At 61.8% G+C, this 17777-nt stretch carries 17 protein-coding genes; 6 read left to right on the forward strand and 11 right to left on the reverse strand.

All coding sequences use genetic code 11. The annotated features are described in order from the left end of the window. Positions 1–101: 101 nt before the first annotated feature. Positions 102–1070, forward strand: coding sequence for a KpsF/GutQ family sugar-phosphate isomerase (locus BMY36_RS10595; RefSeq protein WP_050519883.1), 969 nt, complete (start codon positions 102–104; stop codon positions 1068–1070). A gap of 18 nt (positions 1071–1088) precedes the next feature. Further along, on the forward strand, positions 1089–1868 hold the full coding sequence (locus BMY36_RS10600) for a 3-deoxy-manno-octulosonate cytidylyltransferase (protein ID WP_050519845.1): 780 nt from the start codon (positions 1089–1091) through the stop codon (positions 1866–1868). 9 nt (positions 1869–1877) lie between these two features. Here the strand turns inward: BMY36_RS10600 and BMY36_RS10605 are convergent, their stop codons facing one another. Next, positions 1878–2783, reverse strand: a complete 906-nt coding sequence (locus tag BMY36_RS10605; protein WP_050519844.1) for a DMT family transporter — start codon at positions 2781–2783, stop codon at positions 1878–1880. Between the two features lie 31 nt (positions 2784–2814). Then, on the reverse strand, positions 2815–3423 hold the full coding sequence (locus BMY36_RS10610) for a LysE/ArgO family amino acid transporter (protein ID WP_050519843.1): 609 nt from the start codon (positions 3421–3423) through the stop codon (positions 2815–2817). An 86-nt stretch (positions 3424–3509) separates the two neighbouring features. On the opposite strand from BMY36_RS10610, the gene BMY36_RS10615 reads away from it, so the two are divergent. Beyond that, positions 3510–4400 (forward strand): LysR family transcriptional regulator ArgP, encoded by an 891-nt coding sequence (locus BMY36_RS10615; RefSeq protein WP_050519842.1) that lies wholly within the window; start codon positions 3510–3512, stop codon positions 4398–4400. A 42-nt stretch (positions 4401–4442) separates the two neighbouring features. Then, the gene (locus BMY36_RS10620; RefSeq protein WP_050519841.1) at positions 4443–5582 is read left to right on the forward strand and encodes an MFS transporter; all 1140 of its coding nucleotides are present in this window, start codon (positions 4443–4445) and stop codon (positions 5580–5582) included. 47 nt (positions 5583–5629) lie between these two features. Here BMY36_RS10620 and BMY36_RS10625 read toward each other — a convergent pair whose 3' ends face one another. From BMY36_RS10625 to BMY36_RS10640, 4 genes are all read right to left on the reverse strand, one after another. After that, positions 5630–6370, reverse strand: a complete 741-nt coding sequence (locus BMY36_RS10625; protein ID WP_050519840.1) for a YebC/PmpR family DNA-binding transcriptional regulator — start codon at positions 6368–6370, stop codon at positions 5630–5632. Positions 6371–6454: 84 nt separating this feature from the next. Continuing rightward, on the reverse strand, positions 6455–6799 hold the full coding sequence (locus BMY36_RS10630; protein WP_050519839.1) for a hypothetical protein: 345 nt from the start codon (positions 6797–6799) through the stop codon (positions 6455–6457). Positions 6800–6810: 11 nt separating this feature from the next. Then, the gene (locus tag BMY36_RS10635; RefSeq protein WP_050519838.1) at positions 6811–8589 is read right to left on the reverse strand and encodes an SLC13 family permease; all 1779 of its coding nucleotides are present in this window, start codon (positions 8587–8589) and stop codon (positions 6811–6813) included. A 12-nt stretch (positions 8590–8601) separates the two neighbouring features. After that, positions 8602–9414 carry a TIGR00282 family metallophosphoesterase gene (locus tag BMY36_RS10640; protein WP_050519837.1) on the reverse strand — a complete coding sequence of 271 codons (813 nt, stop codon included), beginning with the start codon at positions 9412–9414 and terminating at the stop codon, positions 8602–8604. An 85-nt stretch (positions 9415–9499) separates the two neighbouring features. On the opposite strand from BMY36_RS10640, the gene BMY36_RS10645 reads away from it, so the two are divergent. Both BMY36_RS10645 and pdeM read left to right on the forward strand, forming a co-directional pair. Then, positions 9500–11932, forward strand: a complete 2433-nt coding sequence (locus BMY36_RS10645) for a ligase-associated DNA damage response DEXH box helicase (RefSeq protein WP_050519882.1) — start codon at positions 9500–9502, stop codon at positions 11930–11932. Positions 11933–12125: 193 nt separating this feature from the next. Beyond that, complete coding sequence (pdeM, locus tag BMY36_RS10650) at positions 12126–12797, forward strand: ligase-associated DNA damage response endonuclease PdeM (RefSeq protein WP_050519881.1); 672 nt, start codon at positions 12126–12128, stop codon at positions 12795–12797. Here pdeM and folD read toward each other — a convergent pair. From folD to ftsH, 5 genes are all read right to left on the reverse strand, one after another. After that, positions 12768–13658: a bifunctional methylenetetrahydrofolate dehydrogenase/methenyltetrahydrofolate cyclohydrolase FolD gene (folD, locus tag BMY36_RS10655; protein WP_050519836.1), complete on the reverse strand. Its 891-nt coding sequence runs from the start codon at positions 13656–13658 to the stop codon at positions 12768–12770. The genes pdeM and folD overlap by 30 nt on opposite strands. Then, positions 13655–13972 (reverse strand): chorismate mutase, encoded by a 318-nt coding sequence (locus tag BMY36_RS10660; protein ID WP_050519835.1) that lies wholly within the window; start codon positions 13970–13972, stop codon positions 13655–13657. The genes folD and BMY36_RS10660 overlap by 4 nt, the downstream gene beginning before the upstream one ends. A 326-nt stretch (positions 13973–14298) precedes the next feature. Then, complete coding sequence (locus BMY36_RS10665) at positions 14299–14880, reverse strand: MOSC domain-containing protein (protein WP_050519834.1); 582 nt, start codon at positions 14878–14880, stop codon at positions 14299–14301. 5 nt (positions 14881–14885) lie between these two features. Further along, a complete protein-coding gene (locus BMY36_RS10670) occupies positions 14886–15758 on the reverse strand; it encodes a methyltransferase domain-containing protein (protein WP_244888665.1) in 873 nt (290 codons plus the stop codon). A gap of 65 nt (positions 15759–15823) precedes the next feature. Beyond that, complete coding sequence (gene ftsH / locus BMY36_RS10675) at positions 15824–17731, reverse strand: ATP-dependent zinc metalloprotease FtsH (protein ID WP_050519833.1); 1908 nt, start codon at positions 17729–17731, stop codon at positions 15824–15826. Positions 17732–17777 lie beyond the last annotated feature (46 nt).

Below are 17777 nucleotides of genomic sequence, written 5' to 3' on the forward strand. Positions count from 1 at the left end.
TTTGCCCCGCAAAAGTCAAGGGAATGACAAGGCAAACAGGCTTTGCGCGCGCGGCGTTCCCCCTGTATGACATGCCAAACCAACACCAAACGAAAGCCGCCATGACCCACCCCGACGCCGCTTCAAAAACCACCGAAACCGCCGCCCGCGTGTTGCGGATTGAGGGGGACGCGCTGTTGGCCATGGCCGCCGCCCTGCCCGCCGATTTTGGCGCAGCGGTCGAACGGCTGATGGGCTGCCAAGGCCGCGTGATCTTGTCCGGCATGGGCAAATCCGGCCATATCGCGCGCAAAATCGCGGCCACGCTTTCGTCCACCGGAACCCCCGCCTATTTCGTGCACCCGGCCGAGGCGTCGCACGGCGACCTTGGCACCATCACCCCCACCGATATGGTGATCGCCCTGTCCAATTCGGGCGAAACCACCGAACTCGGTGATCTGATCGCCCACACCCGCCGTTTCTCCATCCCCCTCATCGCGATTTGTGCGCGCGAAAGCAGCACGCTGGCAAAGGCCGCCGATCTGGCAATGATCTTGCCCCCGGCACCCGAGGCGTGCCCCTTGGGCCTTGCGCCCACCACCTCCACCACCATGGCGCTGGCCCTTGGTGATGCGCTGGCGATTGCCTTGATGGAACGGCGCGGGTTTGACCCTGAACATTTCAGCACCTTCCACCCCGGTGGCCGCCTTGGCGCGCGCTTGGCCCGTGTCGACCAATTGATGCGCGGCGCGGATGATCTGCCTTTGGTCGCCACCGACACGCCCATGGCCGACACCCTGCTGGTCATGACGCAAAAGGGATTTGGCACCGCAGGCGTGATGGACGGTCCGCGCCTTGCGGGCGTGATCACGGATGGTGACCTTCGCCGCCACATGGTCGGCCTGATGGACAAAACCGCGCTGGATGTGGCCACCCGCGCGCCCCTGACCGCCCCGCCAGAAATGCTGGCCGTACAGGCCGTGGCCCTGATGAACCAACGCAAAATCACCATGCTGTTTGTCACCGATGCCAATCAAAAACCCCTTGGCATCTTGCACATCCACGATTGCCTGCGCGCGGGCGTGCAGTAACACCCTGAAAGGCCGATTATGAAAACCATCATCATCATCCCCGCCCGCTATGCCTCCACCCGCTATCCGGGCAAACCCTTGGTGCATCTGCGCGGCCCAGACGGCTCCAAACCCCTGATCCAGCGCAGCTGGGAGGCGGCAATGGCCGCCCGTAACATCGTCGCCGTGTATGTCGCCACCGATGATGACCGCATCGCCGATGCCGCCCGCAGCTTTGGTGCGCAGGTTATTATGACCACGCCGCAGGCGGAAAACGGCACCATGCGCTGCGCTGAGGCGCTTAAAAACGCGAACCTCGACGCCGATCTGATCATCAATCTACAAGGCGACGCCCCCCTAACCCCCCCATGGTTCGTGGAGGCGTTGGCAGATGCGATGCGCACCAGCCCCGCGCAATGCGCCACCCCCGTCATTCGCTGTGATGCGCAAACCGTCGCCCATTTCCGCGATGATCGCCGCCACAGCCGCGTCGGCGGCACCACGGCGGTGTTTGATACCAACATGCGCGCGCTCTACTTCTCCAAGGAAGTCATCCCTTACACGCCCGAAGGCACCCACAGCCCCATCCCCGTGTTCCACCACGTCGGCATCTACGCCTACCGCCCCAGCGCGCTGGCCGCCTATCAAACGTGGCAAATGGGCCCGCTGGAACGGATGGAGGGGCTGGAACAGCTCCGTTTCCTTGAAAACGGCATGGAAATGGCCTGCGTCGAGGTTGATGGCAAAGGCCGCGTGTTTTGGGAACTCAACAACCCCGTCGATGTCGAACGCATCGAAAGTGTGTTGGCCAAGGGCTAAGCCAACACCCTAAATCTTCGCCTCGCCCAAACCCGGCGTCACCGCGCGGCGCTTCATTTGCGCCTCGCGCCAAGTAATATACGTCACCGCACCAATAATCACCGTGCCGCCCAGCAAAACGAACGGGTCCACTCCCTCGCCAAAGGCGAAATAGCCCAGCAGCGTGGCCCAAACCAATTGCAAAAACACCACGGGCTGCGTCACCGAAATCGGGGCCACGGCAAACGCCCGCGTCATGCAATAATGCCCCGCTGTGGCCGCCGCCGCCACCACGGACAGCCAACCCACCTGCGCGGCCGTCATCGGCACCCAAACCCAAACCGCGAATGGCAACAGCCCCAGCGTCACCGTGACCGACAAAATCCCCACAATCGCGCCCGCCGGCATCTTGCCGCTCAGGCTTTTGGCAAACAGATACGACCCCGCAAAGGAAAACGCCGCCCCCAATTGCGCCCAATGCCCCGGCTCAATCACCCGCAATCCGGGGCGCAGCACGATCAACGCGCCCAACAGCGCCACACCAATCGCCACCAACCGCCGCACCGCCAGTTTTTCCCCAAACAACAACGCCGCCCCCAGCGTCACACAGACCGGGTTCAAATACCCAATCGCCGTCACCTCGGCCACCGGGATGCGCGCCATTGCATAAAACCACAGCGTCACCGCGACCGTGTGAATGGCGCCGCGATACGCGATCACCGGCCCCAACCCCGCAGGCACCCCCACCCGCCACAGGGTCAGCAAGGACGGTGCCAAGAACACCACGCCCCAACCAAACCGCATGAACGCCGATTGCGCGGCGGGCAAATCAGTTCCCAAATACCGCACCACCCCTGTCACCACGACAAACGTCAGGCCAGATGCCAGCATCCAGGCAACACCAGCCATCGGGTTCATGGGGGGGGATTCGCTCATGCCCCTACCAAGCCCCAAACGCGGGGCCAGTTCAAGCGCTGCCAAACACCAGCGCGACTGCGATCACCCACATCGTCGCCCCCACAATCACTTCCAACACCACCCACGCGCGCGGCCGCGCCATCACCGGGGCCAACAGCCGCGCCCCAAACCCAAGCGCCGTGAAAAACCCAACCGAGGCTGAAACCGCCCCCACCCCAAACGCCCCCCCATGCGGCGCGTATTGCGCCGAAATCGCGCCAATCAACACCAGCGTGTCCAAATACACATGCGGATTGGCCCAAGTCAGCAGCAAGCACGTCACCACCACGCGGCGCAGCGCCACCGGGGCCGCCCCCGCAGGCACCAAGGCCGCCCCACCCTGCCACGCCGCCCGAAACCGCAACGCGCCATAAATCCCCAAAAACGCAACGCCGCCCCACAGCATCACATCGCCAAACCACGGCAACCGCTGGGAAATTGCGCCAAACCCCGCAATCCCCGCGCTCATCAACACCGCATCCGATCCAGCACAAATCAGCACAACCCAACCCACATGCTCGCGCCGTATCCCTTGGCGCAGCACAAACGCGTTTTGTGCCCCAATCGCCGCGATCAAACTGATCGACACCAAAAACCCCGCCCCCAACGCTTCAAACATCCGCCCCTCCTGTGCTTGGCCTTGACATAAGGCACAGCACTCGCCTTAATCAAATTAAGAAATCTTCAAGCAGTTAAGCCAAACTAATGCTCGATTACGCCCAACTCGCCGCCCTCACCGCCATTCACCGCCGGGGATCTTTCGATCTGGCAGCAGCTGCGCTGTCCGTCACCCCCTCCGCCATCTCCCAACGCCTCAAAGCGCTGGAGGAACGGATGGGCACCCTCCTTATCCAGCGCGGCCAGCCTTGCACCGCCACCCCCACAGCCTTGCCCCTGATCGCGCATTTTGAACAGGTCATGCTGCTGCAATCCACCCTAACCACCCCCACACCCACCACCCTGCGCCCCACCAACTTGCGCCCCACCACCTTGCGCATCGCCGTCAACGCCGACAGCCTCGCCACATGGGTCCTGCCCGCACTGGCCCAAACCACGGGCCTCTTGTTCGATCTGGTGATTGATGACCAAGATCACAGCATCAACCTCTTGCGCCGTGGCGAGGTGTGCGCCGCCATCACCAGCCACGCAGGCCCCCTGCAAGGCTGCGACACACTCCCCTTGGGCGCCCTGCGCTACCGCGCCACCGCCTCCCCCGCTTTCATCGCCCAATGGCTCCCCACAGGGGCCACCGCGCAAACTCTCGCCCTCGCCCCCGCGCTGACGTTTTCGGACAAGGACCGCCTGCAACGCGACTGGCTCACCACCACGCTGCGCACCCCGCCCCATTTCACTTTCCCCACCCACCGCATCGCGTCAACGCACGGCTTTATCAATGCTGCCCTTCTGGGCCTCGGCTGGGGCATGAACCCCGACCCGCTAACGGCCCAACACCTTGCCAATGGCACATTGGTCGAACTCATCCCCAACCGCCCCATGGATGTGCCGCTTTACTGGCAATTTGCCCGCATCACCGGGGCCGCAATCGCGCCCCTAACCGCCGCAATCACCCGCGCCGCCGCCATCCATCTGGCGTAGGGTGGGTGCAACCCACCGCCCCTTTCCCCCCATAAGGCCCCCATGCCCAACCTCCGCTCCCCCCGCGCCGCCGTTATTGCCATGTTCGCCCTCAACGGCGCACTTTTGGGCATCTGGGCCAGCCGCATCCCCGCGCTCAAATCCACCCACGACCTCACACCAAACCTGCTTGGCCTCCTCCTGCTGTGCTTCGCCGCCGGGGCCATCGTTTCCTTCCCCCTCGCAGGCCGCGCAGTGGACCGCTTCGGCGCGGCCCCCGTCACCCGCGCCATTGCCGTGACCTATTGCACAGCCCTTGTCGCGCTTGGTGCCGCCCCCAGCCTCGCCACCCTCGCCCTGTGCCTGTTCGCGTTTGGCATGGCCCACGGTTCCATGGATGTGTCGATGAACGTCTGGGCGGCGGAGGTGGAAAAGGCCGCAGGCAAACCCATCATGGCCTCATTCCACGCCATGTTCAGCGCGGGCGCAGGGCTGGCCGCCGCCGGGGGCTATTTCACCATTCGCGCAGGCCTCGGCGTGCCAATGCACTTCACTCTCGCGGCCCTCACCATCGGCGCATTGGCCCTCACCATCGCCTCCGCCCCATGGACCTCCGCCAAAAGCCCCCACACGGGCGGCGGCCTGTTTGCACTCCCCAAAGGGGCGCTGCTGTTTGTCGGCCTCATCGCCTTCGCCGCCGCGATGGGCGAAGGGGCGGTGGCCGATTGGGGCGCCGTGTTCCTAAACACCAACATCGGCGTGACCGAGGCGCAGGCCACCTTGGGCTACTCCGTCTTTTCCGCCGCGATTTTCACCATTCGCATGGCGGGCGACAGCATCATCAAACGCTTTGGCGCGGTGCAAACCGCCCGCCTGTCCGGGCTAACCGCCTTTATCGGCGTGGTCACAATGGTCACCGCCACCGCCCTGCCCCAAGCCCTGGTGGGGTTCAGCCTCATGGGCCTCGGCTATGCCGTCCTCTTCCCACTGGCATTTTCGCGCGCCGCCGCTGATCCCGCCATGTCGCCGGGCCGCGCGATTGCGTCCGTGGCAACGCTTGGCTACGGCGGCCTCCTGCTCGGCCCGCCCGTGATTGGCTTTATCGCGCAGGCCAGCACGCTGCCCACAGCACTCCTCACCCTCGCCGCCCTCGCATTGGTCATCACCGCTTTCGCCGCCCACCTGCGCGCGCATCAAACATGAAAAACCCCCGGCACAAAAACCGGGGGCCTTTCCAAATCACCATACGCTTACAGCTGCGCCGCAACATCCTCGGGGATGTCAAAGTTATGCGTCACGTCCTGCACGTCATCATCTTCTTCCAGCATATCAATCAGCTTCATCAGCGTTTGCGCGGTGTCCAAATCCACCTCGGTCAACACTTGCGCTTTCCAGATCAACTTCGACTCAAGGCTTTCGCCCAGCGCCTTTTCCAACGCATCCGAAACAGCGTTCAACTCCTCCAACGGGCAATAAATCCAATGCCCGTCCTCATCGGACACCACATCATCGGCACCCGCATCTAGGGCTGCCATCATCACCGTATCGGCGTCGCCCACACTGGCCGCATAAGAAATCTCACCCACCCGGTCAAACCCGTGACTGACCGACCCGGTCTGCCCCATATTGCCGCCGCATTTGGTGAAATAGCTGCGCACGTTCGATGCGGTGCGGTTCAGGTTGTCGGTCATCGCCTCAACGATAATCGCAATCCCGCCCACGCCATAGCCTTCGTAGCGAATTTCCGTGTAATCCGCCGCATCGCCCGACTCCGATTTCTTGATCGCGCGGTCAATCACATCCTTTGGCATCGACAACGATTTCGCCGCCTTCACAGCCAGCCGCAACCGCGGGTTCTTGTCCACATCCGGCTCGCCCATCTTGGCGGCAACGGTGATTTCCTTGGACAGCTTGGAAAACATCTTGGACCGTAATTTGTCCTGCTTGCCCTTACGGTGCTGGATATTTGCCCATTTGGAATGGCCTGCCATACGCCCGGTCCCCATTGTGTGATACGTTAAATCTGGCCTGCCTATACACGCGGCACACCCTTTTTTGCAACCCCGCGCGCAGGATCAATCGCTATCTGGCGGGGGGGATGCGAATTGAAACGCGCGCCCCTGCGCATCGGTCAAGGTCACAACCCCCATCGGGGCCAATATGCCCTGCCCGCCCATCGCCACAAACCCTTCAGCCAAAAACCGGCGCAACAGGTTCGGGTTTTCCTCAATCTGCACCAAGCTGTCATAGCCCGCACCGCAGCTCGCCAACCGCGCAGCGCCCATCGGTGCCATGCAACGCGACCCGTCCGACAGCTCAATCACAGCCCCTTCGGCACCCAAACGCGCCGATGTCGGCACCGCAGTCATGCCCGCACAACCCACCAACAGCGCCAAAGGCGCAAGCATCAACAGCTTCATCGAAACCCCTTTCAAAACGGGAAAAACAGCGGAATAAGCGCGCTCATCACCAACATCATCAAAATGTTCAACGGCACGCCAATGCGCAAAAAGTCAGTAAACCGATACCCGCCCGGCCCGTAAACCAACGTGTTGGTCTGATAGCCAATCGGCGTCGAAAAACTGGCCGATGCGCCAAACATCACCGCGACCACCAAGGGGCGCGGGTCAATGCCAATCGTGGCCGCCAACCCAATCGCAATCGGCGTCAAAATCACCGCAATCGCATTATTGGACACAATTTCCGTCAACACCGATGCCAGCGAATACACCGCAAAAATCAACAAAAACGGCGGCAGGTTCATCATAAACGGCGCAATCGCATCCACCATCAATTGCACAGCGCCCGAATGGTCCAACCCCATCCCCACCGCCAACATCGAAAATATCAGCGCCAATAACCGCCCCTCAATAAACGCAAACGCCTCATCCGCGTCGATGCAGCGCGTGACCAACACCACCGCCACCCCGATCAACGCCAAAATCACAATCGGTGCTGCGTTGACCGCGGCCAACCCCACCACAGCCACCAACACCGCGATCACAACCGGCGCGTGACGGCGGCGAAACGCCCGCTCAGATGGTTGCGAGATATCGACCAAATCCATATCCAGCGCCAAACGGCCAATATCCGCCGCAGCCCCTTCCAGCAGCAGCGTGTCACCGACCTGCACCACCACATCATCCAACTGCCGCCCAATGTTTTGGTTGCGCCGATGCACCGCCAACGGATACACCCCGTACCGCCTGCGCAGCCGCAACGACCCCAAACTGCGGCCCACCATGTGACAGCCGGGGGTAATCAGCACCTCCACCGTTTCGGTCTGCACCGATGACAGCTTGTCAACTTGCCGCAATTCCTTGCTCGATTGCAGGGCCAACACCTCGGACATGGGCGTGCGCAACACCACGCGGTCGCCCACCTCCAGCTCCACCCCCGCCAGCGCGCGCCGCAAACTGGCATCACCGCGCAACACATCGACCACCCGCATGCTGTCACGCTTGAACAGGTCCACGTCCATCACCTTTTGACCGATCAAACCCGATCCCTCAGGCACCGCCACTTCGGTAAAAAACTTCATTTTGGCCCGGTCGCCCAGCAGCATCCCCATGCTTTCGCGGTCCGGCAGCAAATGGCGCGCGAACAAAAACAGGTACAAAACCCCAATGCTGGCCATCACCAACCCAAGCGGTGCGATGTCAAAGATCCCGAACGGGGCCATGCCATTTTGCCGCGCCACCCCGTCCACCAACAAGTTGGTCGATGTGCCAATCAGCGTGATCGTACCGCCAAAAATCGCCAAATAAGACAAGGGGATCATCACCTTGGACGCCGACAGCTTTAACTGCCGCGCCAATTGCATGAACACCGGAATCATCACGACCACAATCGGTGTGTTGTTCATAAACGCCGACATCACGATAATCACCAGCGTCAGGCCCGCCAACGTTGCAATGGGCCGCGCCTCTACATTGCGCACCGCCAGCCGCGTCACCCAATCCAGCGCGCCCGTGCGCACCAACGCGCCCACAATCACAAACATCGCCGCAATCGTCCACGGCGCGTGGTTCGACAGCACCGACAGCGCATCATCCTGCGGCAATATCCCCAGCACCAGCATCAGCGCGGCCCCCGCCAGCGCCGTCACCTCCACCGGGAACACCTCGCGCACAAACAGCGCCAACATGCCCAGCAAAATCGCAATCGCCACATAGGCTTGCACGGTCTGGTCCAGCTCAATCCCGAACATATCCGCCCCCCATCATGGCCGCGCTTCTTGCAATCGCCCACCAATACGGATCATCGACACGCGTGTGGCGCGCCCTGTGGCATCATCCGTTTCCACATAAACCCCCGACAGCGTGGCCACCCCTGCCGCTGGTTCAAACCGCGCCTTGGGCATGCCTGTGATAAACCGCCGCATCGGCTCCAGCTTTTCCATACCAATCACTGAATCATAGTCGCCGCACATCCCCGCATCGGTCAAATAGGCACAGCCTTTGGCCAAAATCTGCGCATCTGCCGTGGGCACATGGGTGTGGGTGCCCACACACAGGCTGGCGCGCCCATCGCACCAATGCCCCATCGCCATTTTCTCCGATGTCGCCTCGCAATGCATATCAACAATGCTTGCCGAAACCATACCGCCCAGCGGGTGCGCGTTTAACACCGCCTCCACCGCCGAAAACGGGTCCTCAAACGGGCGCTTCATGAACACTTGGCCCAGCGCCTGCACCACCAAAACCTTGCGCCCATTGGTGGCGGTAAATACCCGCGCGCCCTTGCCGGGTGCACCTTTGGCAAAGTTCAAGGGCCGGATAACCCGTGGTTCCGTCTCAATAAATTGTAGCATGTCCTTTTGGTCGAACGCATGGTCGCCCAGCGTCACACAATCCGCGCCCGCGTCCAAAATCGCTTTGGCATGGGCGGCTGTCAGGCCCATGCCGCCACTGGCGTTTTCGCCATTGACCACCACGAAATCCAAACGCCATTCCGCGCGCAACCCCGCCAACCGCTCTGCAATCGCAGCGCGCCCGGACCGGCCCATCACATCGCCTAAAAACAGTAATCTCATGGGGATTTGCATAGGGCGCAGCGGGCACAAGGGCAAGCGAAAACAGGGGCTTTGCCCCGCGCGCCCCACGCTCTATCTTGGGGGCATGAACCTGCCCCCCCCCCTCACCCAATGGCTCGCGACACGCGGCTGGTCCTTGCACCCGCATCAAGTTGCGATGCTCTATGCCGCGCAAAACCCCGCCACCCTTCTGATCGCGCCCACAGGCGGCGGCAAAACCCTTGCAGGCTTCATGCCCACGCTGGCCGAACTCGGGGCAACCCCGCCCCCCGGTCTGCACACCTTGTATCTGTCCCCGCTCAAGGCGCTGGCCGCAGACATCCGCCGCAACCTCTCCACCCCGATTGAGGGCGCGGAACTGGCGATACGGGTAGAGGACCGCACAGGCGACACCACCCAAACCCAACGCCGCCGCCAACGCGCCGACCCGCCCCATATCCTGCTCACCACCCCCGAAAGCCTTGCCCTCCTGCTGTCCTACCCCGACGCCCCCCGCATTTTCGCAAACCTCAAACGCGTCATCATCGACGAAATCCACGCACTGGCCGAAAGCAAGCGTGGCGACCAGTTGATGCTTCAAATCGCCCGCCTGCAAACCCTCGCCCCCGGCCTGCGCCGCGTCGGCCTGTCCGCCACCGTCGAAAACCCACCCGCCCTTGCGCAATTTCTCGCCCCCGAACATTGCGACATCCTCAACGCCGACCCCGGCCCCGCCCCCGACATCGCCATGCTGCACACCGATGACGCCCCCCCTTGGGCCGGAAACGGCGCGCATTACGCCATCCCCGCGATTCTGGCGCAGGTCGCCAACCACAAAACCACCCTCATCTTCCACAACACCCGCGCGCAGGCCGAACTCTTTTTCCACGCCCTCTGGCTGCAAAACGAGGGGAACCTGCCCATCGCTATCCACCACGGCAGCCTCGCGCGCGAACAACGTGCCCGCGTCGAATCCGCGATGGTCGCAGGGCAGTTGCGCGCCGTGGTCTGCACTGGTTCCCTCGATCTGGGCATCGACTGGGGCGATGTGGACCTTGTCATCCAAGTCGGCGCGCCCAAAAACGTCAAACGCTTGGTGCAGCGCATTGGCCGCGCCAACCACCGCTACAACGCACCGTCCAAGGCCCGCCTCGTCCCCGCCAACCGGTTTGAGGTGATCGAATGTGTCGCAGCCCTAGAAGCTGTCCAAGACCGCACCCTCGACGGTGACCCCCGCGGCCCCGGCCCCCTCGACGTGCTGTGCCAACACATCCTCGCCACCGCCGCCGCAGGCCCCTTCGACGCCGATCACCTTTACGCCGAAATCAAAACCGCAGGCCCCTATGCCCATCTACAACGCCCCGATTTTGACGCCTGTGTTGAATTCACCGCCACCGGCGGCTATGCGCTCCGCGCTTATGACAAATGGCAACGCCTCATGCTGCGCGATGGCAAATGGACCCTACGCGACCCCCGCACAGCCGCGATCATCCGCCAAAACCTCGGCACCATCATCGACACCGAAACGCTGAAAGTTCGCTTGAAAAACCGCCTCGGCGGCATGCCACTGGGCGAGGTGGAGGAAGCTTTCGCCTCAACCCTCACCCCCGGCGACACCTTCCTCATCGGCGGCCAAATCGTGCGCTTTGACGGCATCAAAGATCTCACGGTGGAGGTGACGCGCACCCCCGGCCGCGACCCCAAAGTGGCCGTGTTCAACGGCACCAAATTCGCCACCTCCACCCTGCTCGCCGACCGCGTGCTGCGCATTTTCCAACAACCCAACTGGTCCAACCTCCCCACCCACACCGCCCACTGGCTCGCACTTCAACGGGAAAAATCCAACCTCCCCGCCCCCGGTCGTCTCCTCATCGAAACCTTCCCCCATGACGGGCGCGAACACCTCACCCTCTACGGCTTCGCAGGCCGCAACGCCCAACAAACCCTCGGTCTCCTAATAACAAAACGGATGGAGGAGGAAGGCCTCGCCCCCCTGGGCTTCGTCGCCACCGACTACGCCACCATGGTCTGGGGCCTTGATCCCGTCCTAAACCCCATCACCCTCCTCAACCCCGAAAACCTGCGCGACGGGTTTGAGGTGTGGCTGGCAGGCAACGCCGTGATGAAACGCACCTTCCGCAACGCCGCCGTGATCGCAGGGTTGATTGAACGTCAAAACCAAGGCCGCCGCAAATCTGGCCGCCAAGCGACCTTCTCCTCCGACATCCTCTACGACACGCTGCGCCGTTTCGACCCAGACCACCTCCTGCTCAAAATCACCCGGACCGAGGCGCTCTCCGGCATGGTCGATTTCGCCCGGGTCGAAGACATGCTGACCCGCACCCAAAACAACATCGACGTGAACCACCTCCCCCACGTCTCCCCCCTCGCCTTTCCGATGTTTCTCGAACGCGGCCGCATCCCCGTCCTTGGCAAAGGCATCGACCGCCTGATGGCAGATGAGGCCGCCCGCCTCATGGCCGCTGCAGGCGTCACCGACCCCTCACCCCCCGCTACCACACCCGCACGGAACCCCTAACCACCGTCCACGCCTCCCCCCCCCCAAAAACCCACCCCAATTTCACCTTGGCCCAAATACCTAAAACCGCCAGCCCCAAACCCCAAACCACCCCGCCGGGCAAAAGGCCAAAGGCCCGAATATGCGCCCCCTCAATGGGGGCAAACATTCGCCCCCCCTTGCGCGCTCCCATCTCACACGCCAAAACAAAGGGATGAATTACCCTTTCACCCTCGCCGCCCAATCCCTCACCGCACTGCCCTCAGGCGCCATCCATTGGCCCGCGCAAAACCTGCTGTGCGTCTCCGATCTTCACTTGGGGAAATCCCTGCGCATGGCCCGGCGCGGCGGCTCGCTGCTGCCCCCGTATGAGGTCACAGCCACCCTCACCAAACTCGACGCCGACATCACCGCGACAGGCGCCAAACACATCCTCTGCCTCGGTGACAGCTTTGATGATGCACAGGCCGAAACCGACCTCACGCCAGATCACCGCATCTGGCTCACCCGCCTTATGGCGGGGCGGGCGTGGACGTGGATTGCAGGCAACCATGACCCGGCCCCCCTCACCTTGGGCGGCACCAACAAAAATGAGGCCACGATAGGCCCGCTCACCTTCCGCCACATCGCGGACCCTGCGCAAATCCACGACATTTCAGGCCACTACCACCCAAAGGCGCGGCTCAAAACGCAATCGCGCCCGTGTTTTCTGTTGGATAAATCCCGCCTCATCATGCCCGCTTACGGCACTTACACAGGCGGCCTTTGGGCGGATGATGCTGCGTTCAAAACGCTCATCACCCCGCCCGCCATCGCGATTCTAACAGGCAGCCAATGCTTGGCCCTCCCACTCACATCAGGCAGTCAAACCCGCAGGCTCCGCTAGCCCGTTGGCACGGCAACACGCGGTCACGGTGTTCGCCAGCAGGCAAGCAATCGTCATCGGCCCCACACCGCCGGGCACTGGCGTAATCGCCCCCGCCACATCCGCGCAGCTCTCAAAATCAACATCGCCCACCAGCTTGGTCTTACCATCCACCTCAATCCGGTTGATGCCCACATCAATCACCGTGGCGCCGGGCTTCACAAAATCCCCGGTAATCATCTGCGCCCGCCCTACAGCCGCCACCAAAATATCGGCACCCCGGCAAACGCTGGCCAAATCGCGTGTCCGGCTGTGCGCAATCGTGACTGTACAACTGTCGCCCAACAACAACTGCGCCATCGGCTTGCCCACAATATTAGACCGCCCCACCACAACCGCATTCAACCCCGACAAATCGCCCAAATGGTCACGCAACATCATCAAACAGCCCAACGGCGTACACGGCACCATCGCTTTCTGCCCCGTCCCGAGCAGCCCCACGTTCGAGATATGGAAACCATCCACATCCTTTGCCGGATCAATCGAATTGATCACCAACTCCGAATTCAAATGCCCCGGCAACGGCAGCTGCACCAAAATCCCGTGAATGGTCGGGTCCGCGTTCAAATCGGCAATCAAGGCCAGCAAATCAGCCTCGGATGTGTCCGCCTCCAACCGATGCTCAACCGAAATCATCCCCACTTCACGCGTCATCCGCCCTTTGGATTTCACATAAACCTCGGACGCGGGGTCCGACCCCACCAACACCACCGCCAGCCCCGGCTGGATCCCATGATCGGCCACCAGCCGCGCCACATGCACCGCCACTTGCCCCCGCACCCGCGCTGCAAATGCTTTACCGTCAATCATCACAGCGCTCATAGGTCCCAATCCTTCAATCCGTTCGGCCCAAGGGCCACTTCCTCGCGCGCAATCGACCATTCAATCAACTGCCGCCACACCGTCTCAACCAAATCGGGGTCCAACCCCTCCGCCTCAGCCGCGCGCCGCACATTGGCGACCACTTCTTCCACCCGCGCGTCAATCCGCGCCGGCAGGCCAACTTGGGCTTTCACCTGGGCCGCGCGGTCAATATACCCCGCCCGCTGCGCCAACAAATGCACCAAAGCGCCATCCAAGCGATCAATCTCGACCCGGACATCTTGCATCGTCTCACAGTTTTCAGGTCGCTTCATCGCATCCTCATTCCGCCATTTGCCCCGCTGTGGCCTGCCCCGCGCGTCCGGTCAAGCCAAAGTGGGCATGAAAAACGGCGCATCCAGCCCCTTTGGTCCAAAACCGCGCGCAGCCTGCGCGACAGCCAACGCACAAAGTTTTACGCATTGCCCTGCGCGTCCCGCCAAATCCCCTTGCGGCGTTAAGGGAACGCAAAGCGATCGCATGCGTTACTAAAGGACCGCCTTTGAAAGGGAAAGCTCATGCAACAATCCGCGTTTTCCATTTTGTTCGGCACGTCACTCGCGCTGGGAATGATCCTGTCCGCCGGGGTTTTGACCGCGCTCTAACCCCCGCGCCACGCCCGCTGGGCCGGACGGTGCAGCGCAATCGCATCGCCAACCCGAAACAGGCCCTCTCGCTCCACCCAGGCGGTAACCCCGCGCCGCCCCTTTGCCGCCGCCTTAAATTTCGCCCCAAATCCCGGATGCACCCCTTCAATCGGGCGCGCAGGCAAGGTGCAGGGCTGGTTTTCCATATCCACCACCAATGTGGCCCCGCTGGCCCCTTGCAACCGTGATGACGGCGGCAGATGGGTGAAATCGACAATCCCCGCCACCACCATCGTCGCCCCTAACAAAGCAGGGTCCAAATCCGCCAGCCCCATTTCGGCAGCAATCAGCGCCACCTCCTCCGCGCTTAAAATCGACAATTGCCGCGTGTTGCGAATGATCGTTCCGCGCGGATATTGCGCCAAAACCCGGCTGCACGATGGGCGCGTCACCCCGCCATGCGCCTCCCCCTCCGGCCCCGAAAACAGCGCGGTGATCTGGTCCAGCGCCCCGCTTTGTAAAATCGCCTCCCGGTTTCCAACCACCCCCAGCCACACAATGCGGCCCATAATATCGGTTTTTTGCAGCGCAGCCATCGCCCCTACCTTTGCAAAATAAAGAATACGCGCCGAAACGGCATCAACGCCGCCCCATCCGGCAACAACGGATACGCCGCCCCCAGCGCCGCATCATATGCGGTCAAAAACCGCTCCGCCTCCTCTGCGTCCAGCCGCGCCAAAAACGGCCGCATCGCGGTGCTGATGGTAAAGGCGCGCACCGGATGCCCAACCTCTTGCGGGGCAATCCGTTGCACATACTCACTTTCCCACGCGGTCACTTGGCCCAACGGGTGCAACATCTCCCAGTACCGCACCGATGATTGCACCGGCGTGTCGGGAATATCCGCCATCCGGTCCCCAAACAACGACGCCGCAATGTCGCGGATAAACCGGTGCGATGGCGCCCCCCATTGCCGGGGCATCTGCACCGCCAGCACCCCACCCGGGGCCAGCGCCTGCGCCAATCTAGGCATCAGCGCGTCATGCCCCGCCAACCAATGCAGCGCCGCATTAGAGAAAATCATAGCAGGCTTGCGCACAGGCCGCCATTGCGCCGCATCGGTCTGCACCAATTCGCGGTACGCCCCGGTGGCGCGCGCCGCCTCCAGCATCGCCGGCGACGCATCAACTCCAATCACCGCGCGCCCCACGAACCGCTGCGCCAGCGCCGGGCCAACCGCGCCGCCGCCACAGCCCAAATCCACCACATCCCCAGCGGGCAATTCCGGCACCTGCGCCAGCAAATCCAGCGCCGGGCGCAAGCGCAGATCACCAAAACGGGCATAGCCCTCTGGGTTCCAATCGGTGGCGGTCATGGCCAAATCCTCCAGCCTTTTCTTATTATCCCGCGCCGCCCCCGGCAGCGCAAACGCTTTGCCACCTCTGCCCAAAGTTGGGCGCAGTTTCCCCGCCACCGTTGCCAAAATGGCAAACGCCGCGAAGGTTTCCCCCGCGGCGCTTGCTTTTCACTCCGGTCCCATCAAACAGATGGTTCCGGCTCCATTCCGCCTTTTGGGCTGCGCGGTTTGGTCTTTGGCATTGCCACCACAGACGCGGTTTCCCCGCCCGATGGTTTGTCGTTATCATCGTCGCTGCCCAAAACTTCGCCCGCGACAACCCGCTTGATCTCATCACCCGTCAAGGTTTCATATTCCAGCAAACCTTGCGCAAGCCGTTCAAATTCAACGGATTTTTCCAGCAAAATCTTCCGCGCAAGGTCATAACCCGCGTCGATCAAGGCTTTCACCTCTTCCTCGATCAGGTTCTTGGTATCGGCTGACACCGAAAACCCACCGGTTTGCCCCTGATAGCCCTGATGCGCCTCGGCGTAATCGATGTTGCCGATTTTGTCCGACATGCCCCAGCGCATCACCATCGCCCGCGCCAAACCGCTCGCCTGCATGATATCGCCAGATGGGCCGTTCGACACACCTTCTTCACCCCATTTGATAATCTCAGCGGCTTTGCCCGCCATGGTCATCGCAATGCGCTGCTTGCACTGGTCCTTGTGCATGTTCAGCTGGTCCATTTCGGGCAAGCTCATCACCATACCCAACGCACCACCGCGTGGAATGATCGTCGCCTTATACACCGGGTCGCATTTCGGCAGCGCCATGCCCACAATCGCATGACCCGCCTCATGATAGGCCGTATGCTCTTTTTGTTGCGGCGTCAGCACCATCGACCGACGTTCCGCGCCCATCATGACCTTATCCTTGGCCTGCTCAAAATCATGCATCGTCACAAACCGCCGCCCCACGCGGGCCGCCGTCAGTGCCGCTTCATTCACCAAGTTCGCCAAATCAGCCCCCGAAAACCCGGGCGACCCGCGCGCGATAATCCGCAAGTCAACATCAGGTCCCACCGGCACTTTGCGCGCATGTACGGTCAAAATCTTCTCGCGCCCCTTGATATCTGGGTTTGGCACTTGGATTTGACGGTCAAACCGGCCCGGGCGCAACAGCGCAGGGTCCAGCACATCCTTGCGGTTCGTCGCCGCAACAATGATCACGCCTTCATTCGCTTCAAACCCGTCCATCTCAACCAGCAACTGGTTCAGTGTCTGCTCCCGCTCATCATTGCCGCCGCCCATGCCAACGCCACGCGCCCGGCCCACGGCATCGATTTCGTCGATAAACACGATGCAGGGCGCGTTCTTTTTCGCCTGCTCAAACATATCGCGCACACGGCTTGCGCCCACGCCCACGAACATTTCGACAAAGTCAGAGCCAGAGATGGTGAAGAACGGAACCCCCGCCTCCCCCGCAATCGCCCGCGCCAGCAATGTCTTACCTGTGCCCGGAGGGCCCACCAACAATGCACCTTTGGGGATTTTCCCACCCAAACGGCTATACTTCTGCGGATTGCGCAGGAATTCGACGATTTCTTCCAACTCCTCCTTGGCTTCATCAATCCCGGCCACGTCATCAAACGTCACGCGACCATTCTTTTCGGTCAGCAGCTTCGCTTTGGATTTACCGAATCCCATGGCGCCGCCCTTGCCGCCACCTTGCATGCGATTCATAAAGAAAATCCAAATGCCAATCAGCACCAGAAACGGCAACCACAACGACAGCAGGCTGAAAAAGCCCGACTGTTCTTGTGCTTTGGCCATGACCGCCACCTCTTTGGCGATCAAACGGTCGGTAATATCCTCACCCTGCGGCTTGATGACGGTAAAATCCTTACCATCCTTGCCGCGGGCCGCGATCACCTCACCGTCCAAGGTGACGCTGGCGATTTCGTCCGCTTCAACTTGGGCAATAAAATCGGAATAGGACACGTTGCGCTGCGACATCGTCGACTGCCCACCGCTGAACAAATTGAACAAAGCAAGGATCAAGACCAACAGGACGACCCAAAATGCGATATTTCGTGCATTTCCCACGAAGATTCTCCTTCACGCGCCGGACCAGATGGGACCACGGCTTTGG

The sequence above is a fragment of the Pseudorhodobacter antarcticus genome (assembly GCF_900110135.1).
Taxonomy (GTDB): Bacteria; Pseudomonadota; Alphaproteobacteria; order Rhodobacterales; family Rhodobacteraceae; genus Pseudorhodobacter; species Pseudorhodobacter antarcticus.

Bases quoted from the DNA above. Each gene is read 5' to 3' on its own strand.
- folD (WP_050519836.1), bottom strand. From the start codon at position 13,658: ATGAGCGCTGTGATGATTGACGGTAAAGCATTTGCAGCGCGGGTGCGG.
- BMY36_RS10610 (WP_050519843.1), bottom strand. From the start codon at position 3,423: ATGTTTGAAGCGTTGGGGGCGGGGTTTTTGGTGTCGATCAGTTTGATC.
- BMY36_RS10605 (WP_050519844.1), bottom strand. From the start codon at position 2,783: ATGAGCGAATCCCCCCCCATGAACCCGATGGCTGGTGTTGCCTGGATG.
- BMY36_RS10620 (WP_050519841.1), top strand. From the start codon at position 4,443: ATGCCCAACCTCCGCTCCCCCCGCGCCGCCGTTATTGCCATGTTCGCC.
- BMY36_RS10635 (WP_050519838.1), bottom strand. From the start codon at position 8,589: ATGTTCGGGATTGAGCTGGACCAGACCGTGCAAGCCTATGTGGCGATT.
- BMY36_RS10615 (WP_050519842.1), top strand. From the start codon at position 3,510: ATGCTCGATTACGCCCAACTCGCCGCCCTCACCGCCATTCACCGCCGG.
- BMY36_RS10630 (WP_050519839.1), bottom strand. From the start codon at position 6,799: ATGAAGCTGTTGATGCTTGCGCCTTTGGCGCTGTTGGTGGGTTGTGCG.
- BMY36_RS10600 (WP_050519845.1), top strand. From the start codon at position 1,089: ATGAAAACCATCATCATCATCCCCGCCCGCTATGCCTCCACCCGCTAT.
- BMY36_RS10660 (WP_050519835.1), bottom strand. From the start codon at position 13,972: ATGAAGCGACCTGAAAACTGTGAGACGATGCAAGATGTCCGGGTCGAG.
- pdeM (WP_050519881.1), top strand. From the start codon at position 12,126: ATGAATTACCCTTTCACCCTCGCCGCCCAATCCCTCACCGCACTGCCC.
- BMY36_RS10595 (WP_050519883.1), top strand. From the start codon at position 102: ATGACCCACCCCGACGCCGCTTCAAAAACCACCGAAACCGCCGCCCGC.
- BMY36_RS10625 (WP_050519840.1), bottom strand. From the start codon at position 6,370: ATGGCAGGCCATTCCAAATGGGCAAATATCCAGCACCGTAAGGGCAAG.
- BMY36_RS10640 (WP_050519837.1), bottom strand. From the start codon at position 9,414: ATGAGATTACTGTTTTTAGGCGATGTGATGGGCCGGTCCGGGCGCGCT.
- BMY36_RS10665 (WP_050519834.1), bottom strand. From the start codon at position 14,880: ATGGCTGCGCTGCAAAAAACCGATATTATGGGCCGCATTGTGTGGCTG.
- BMY36_RS10645 (WP_050519882.1), top strand. From the start codon at position 9,500: ATGAACCTGCCCCCCCCCCTCACCCAATGGCTCGCGACACGCGGCTGG.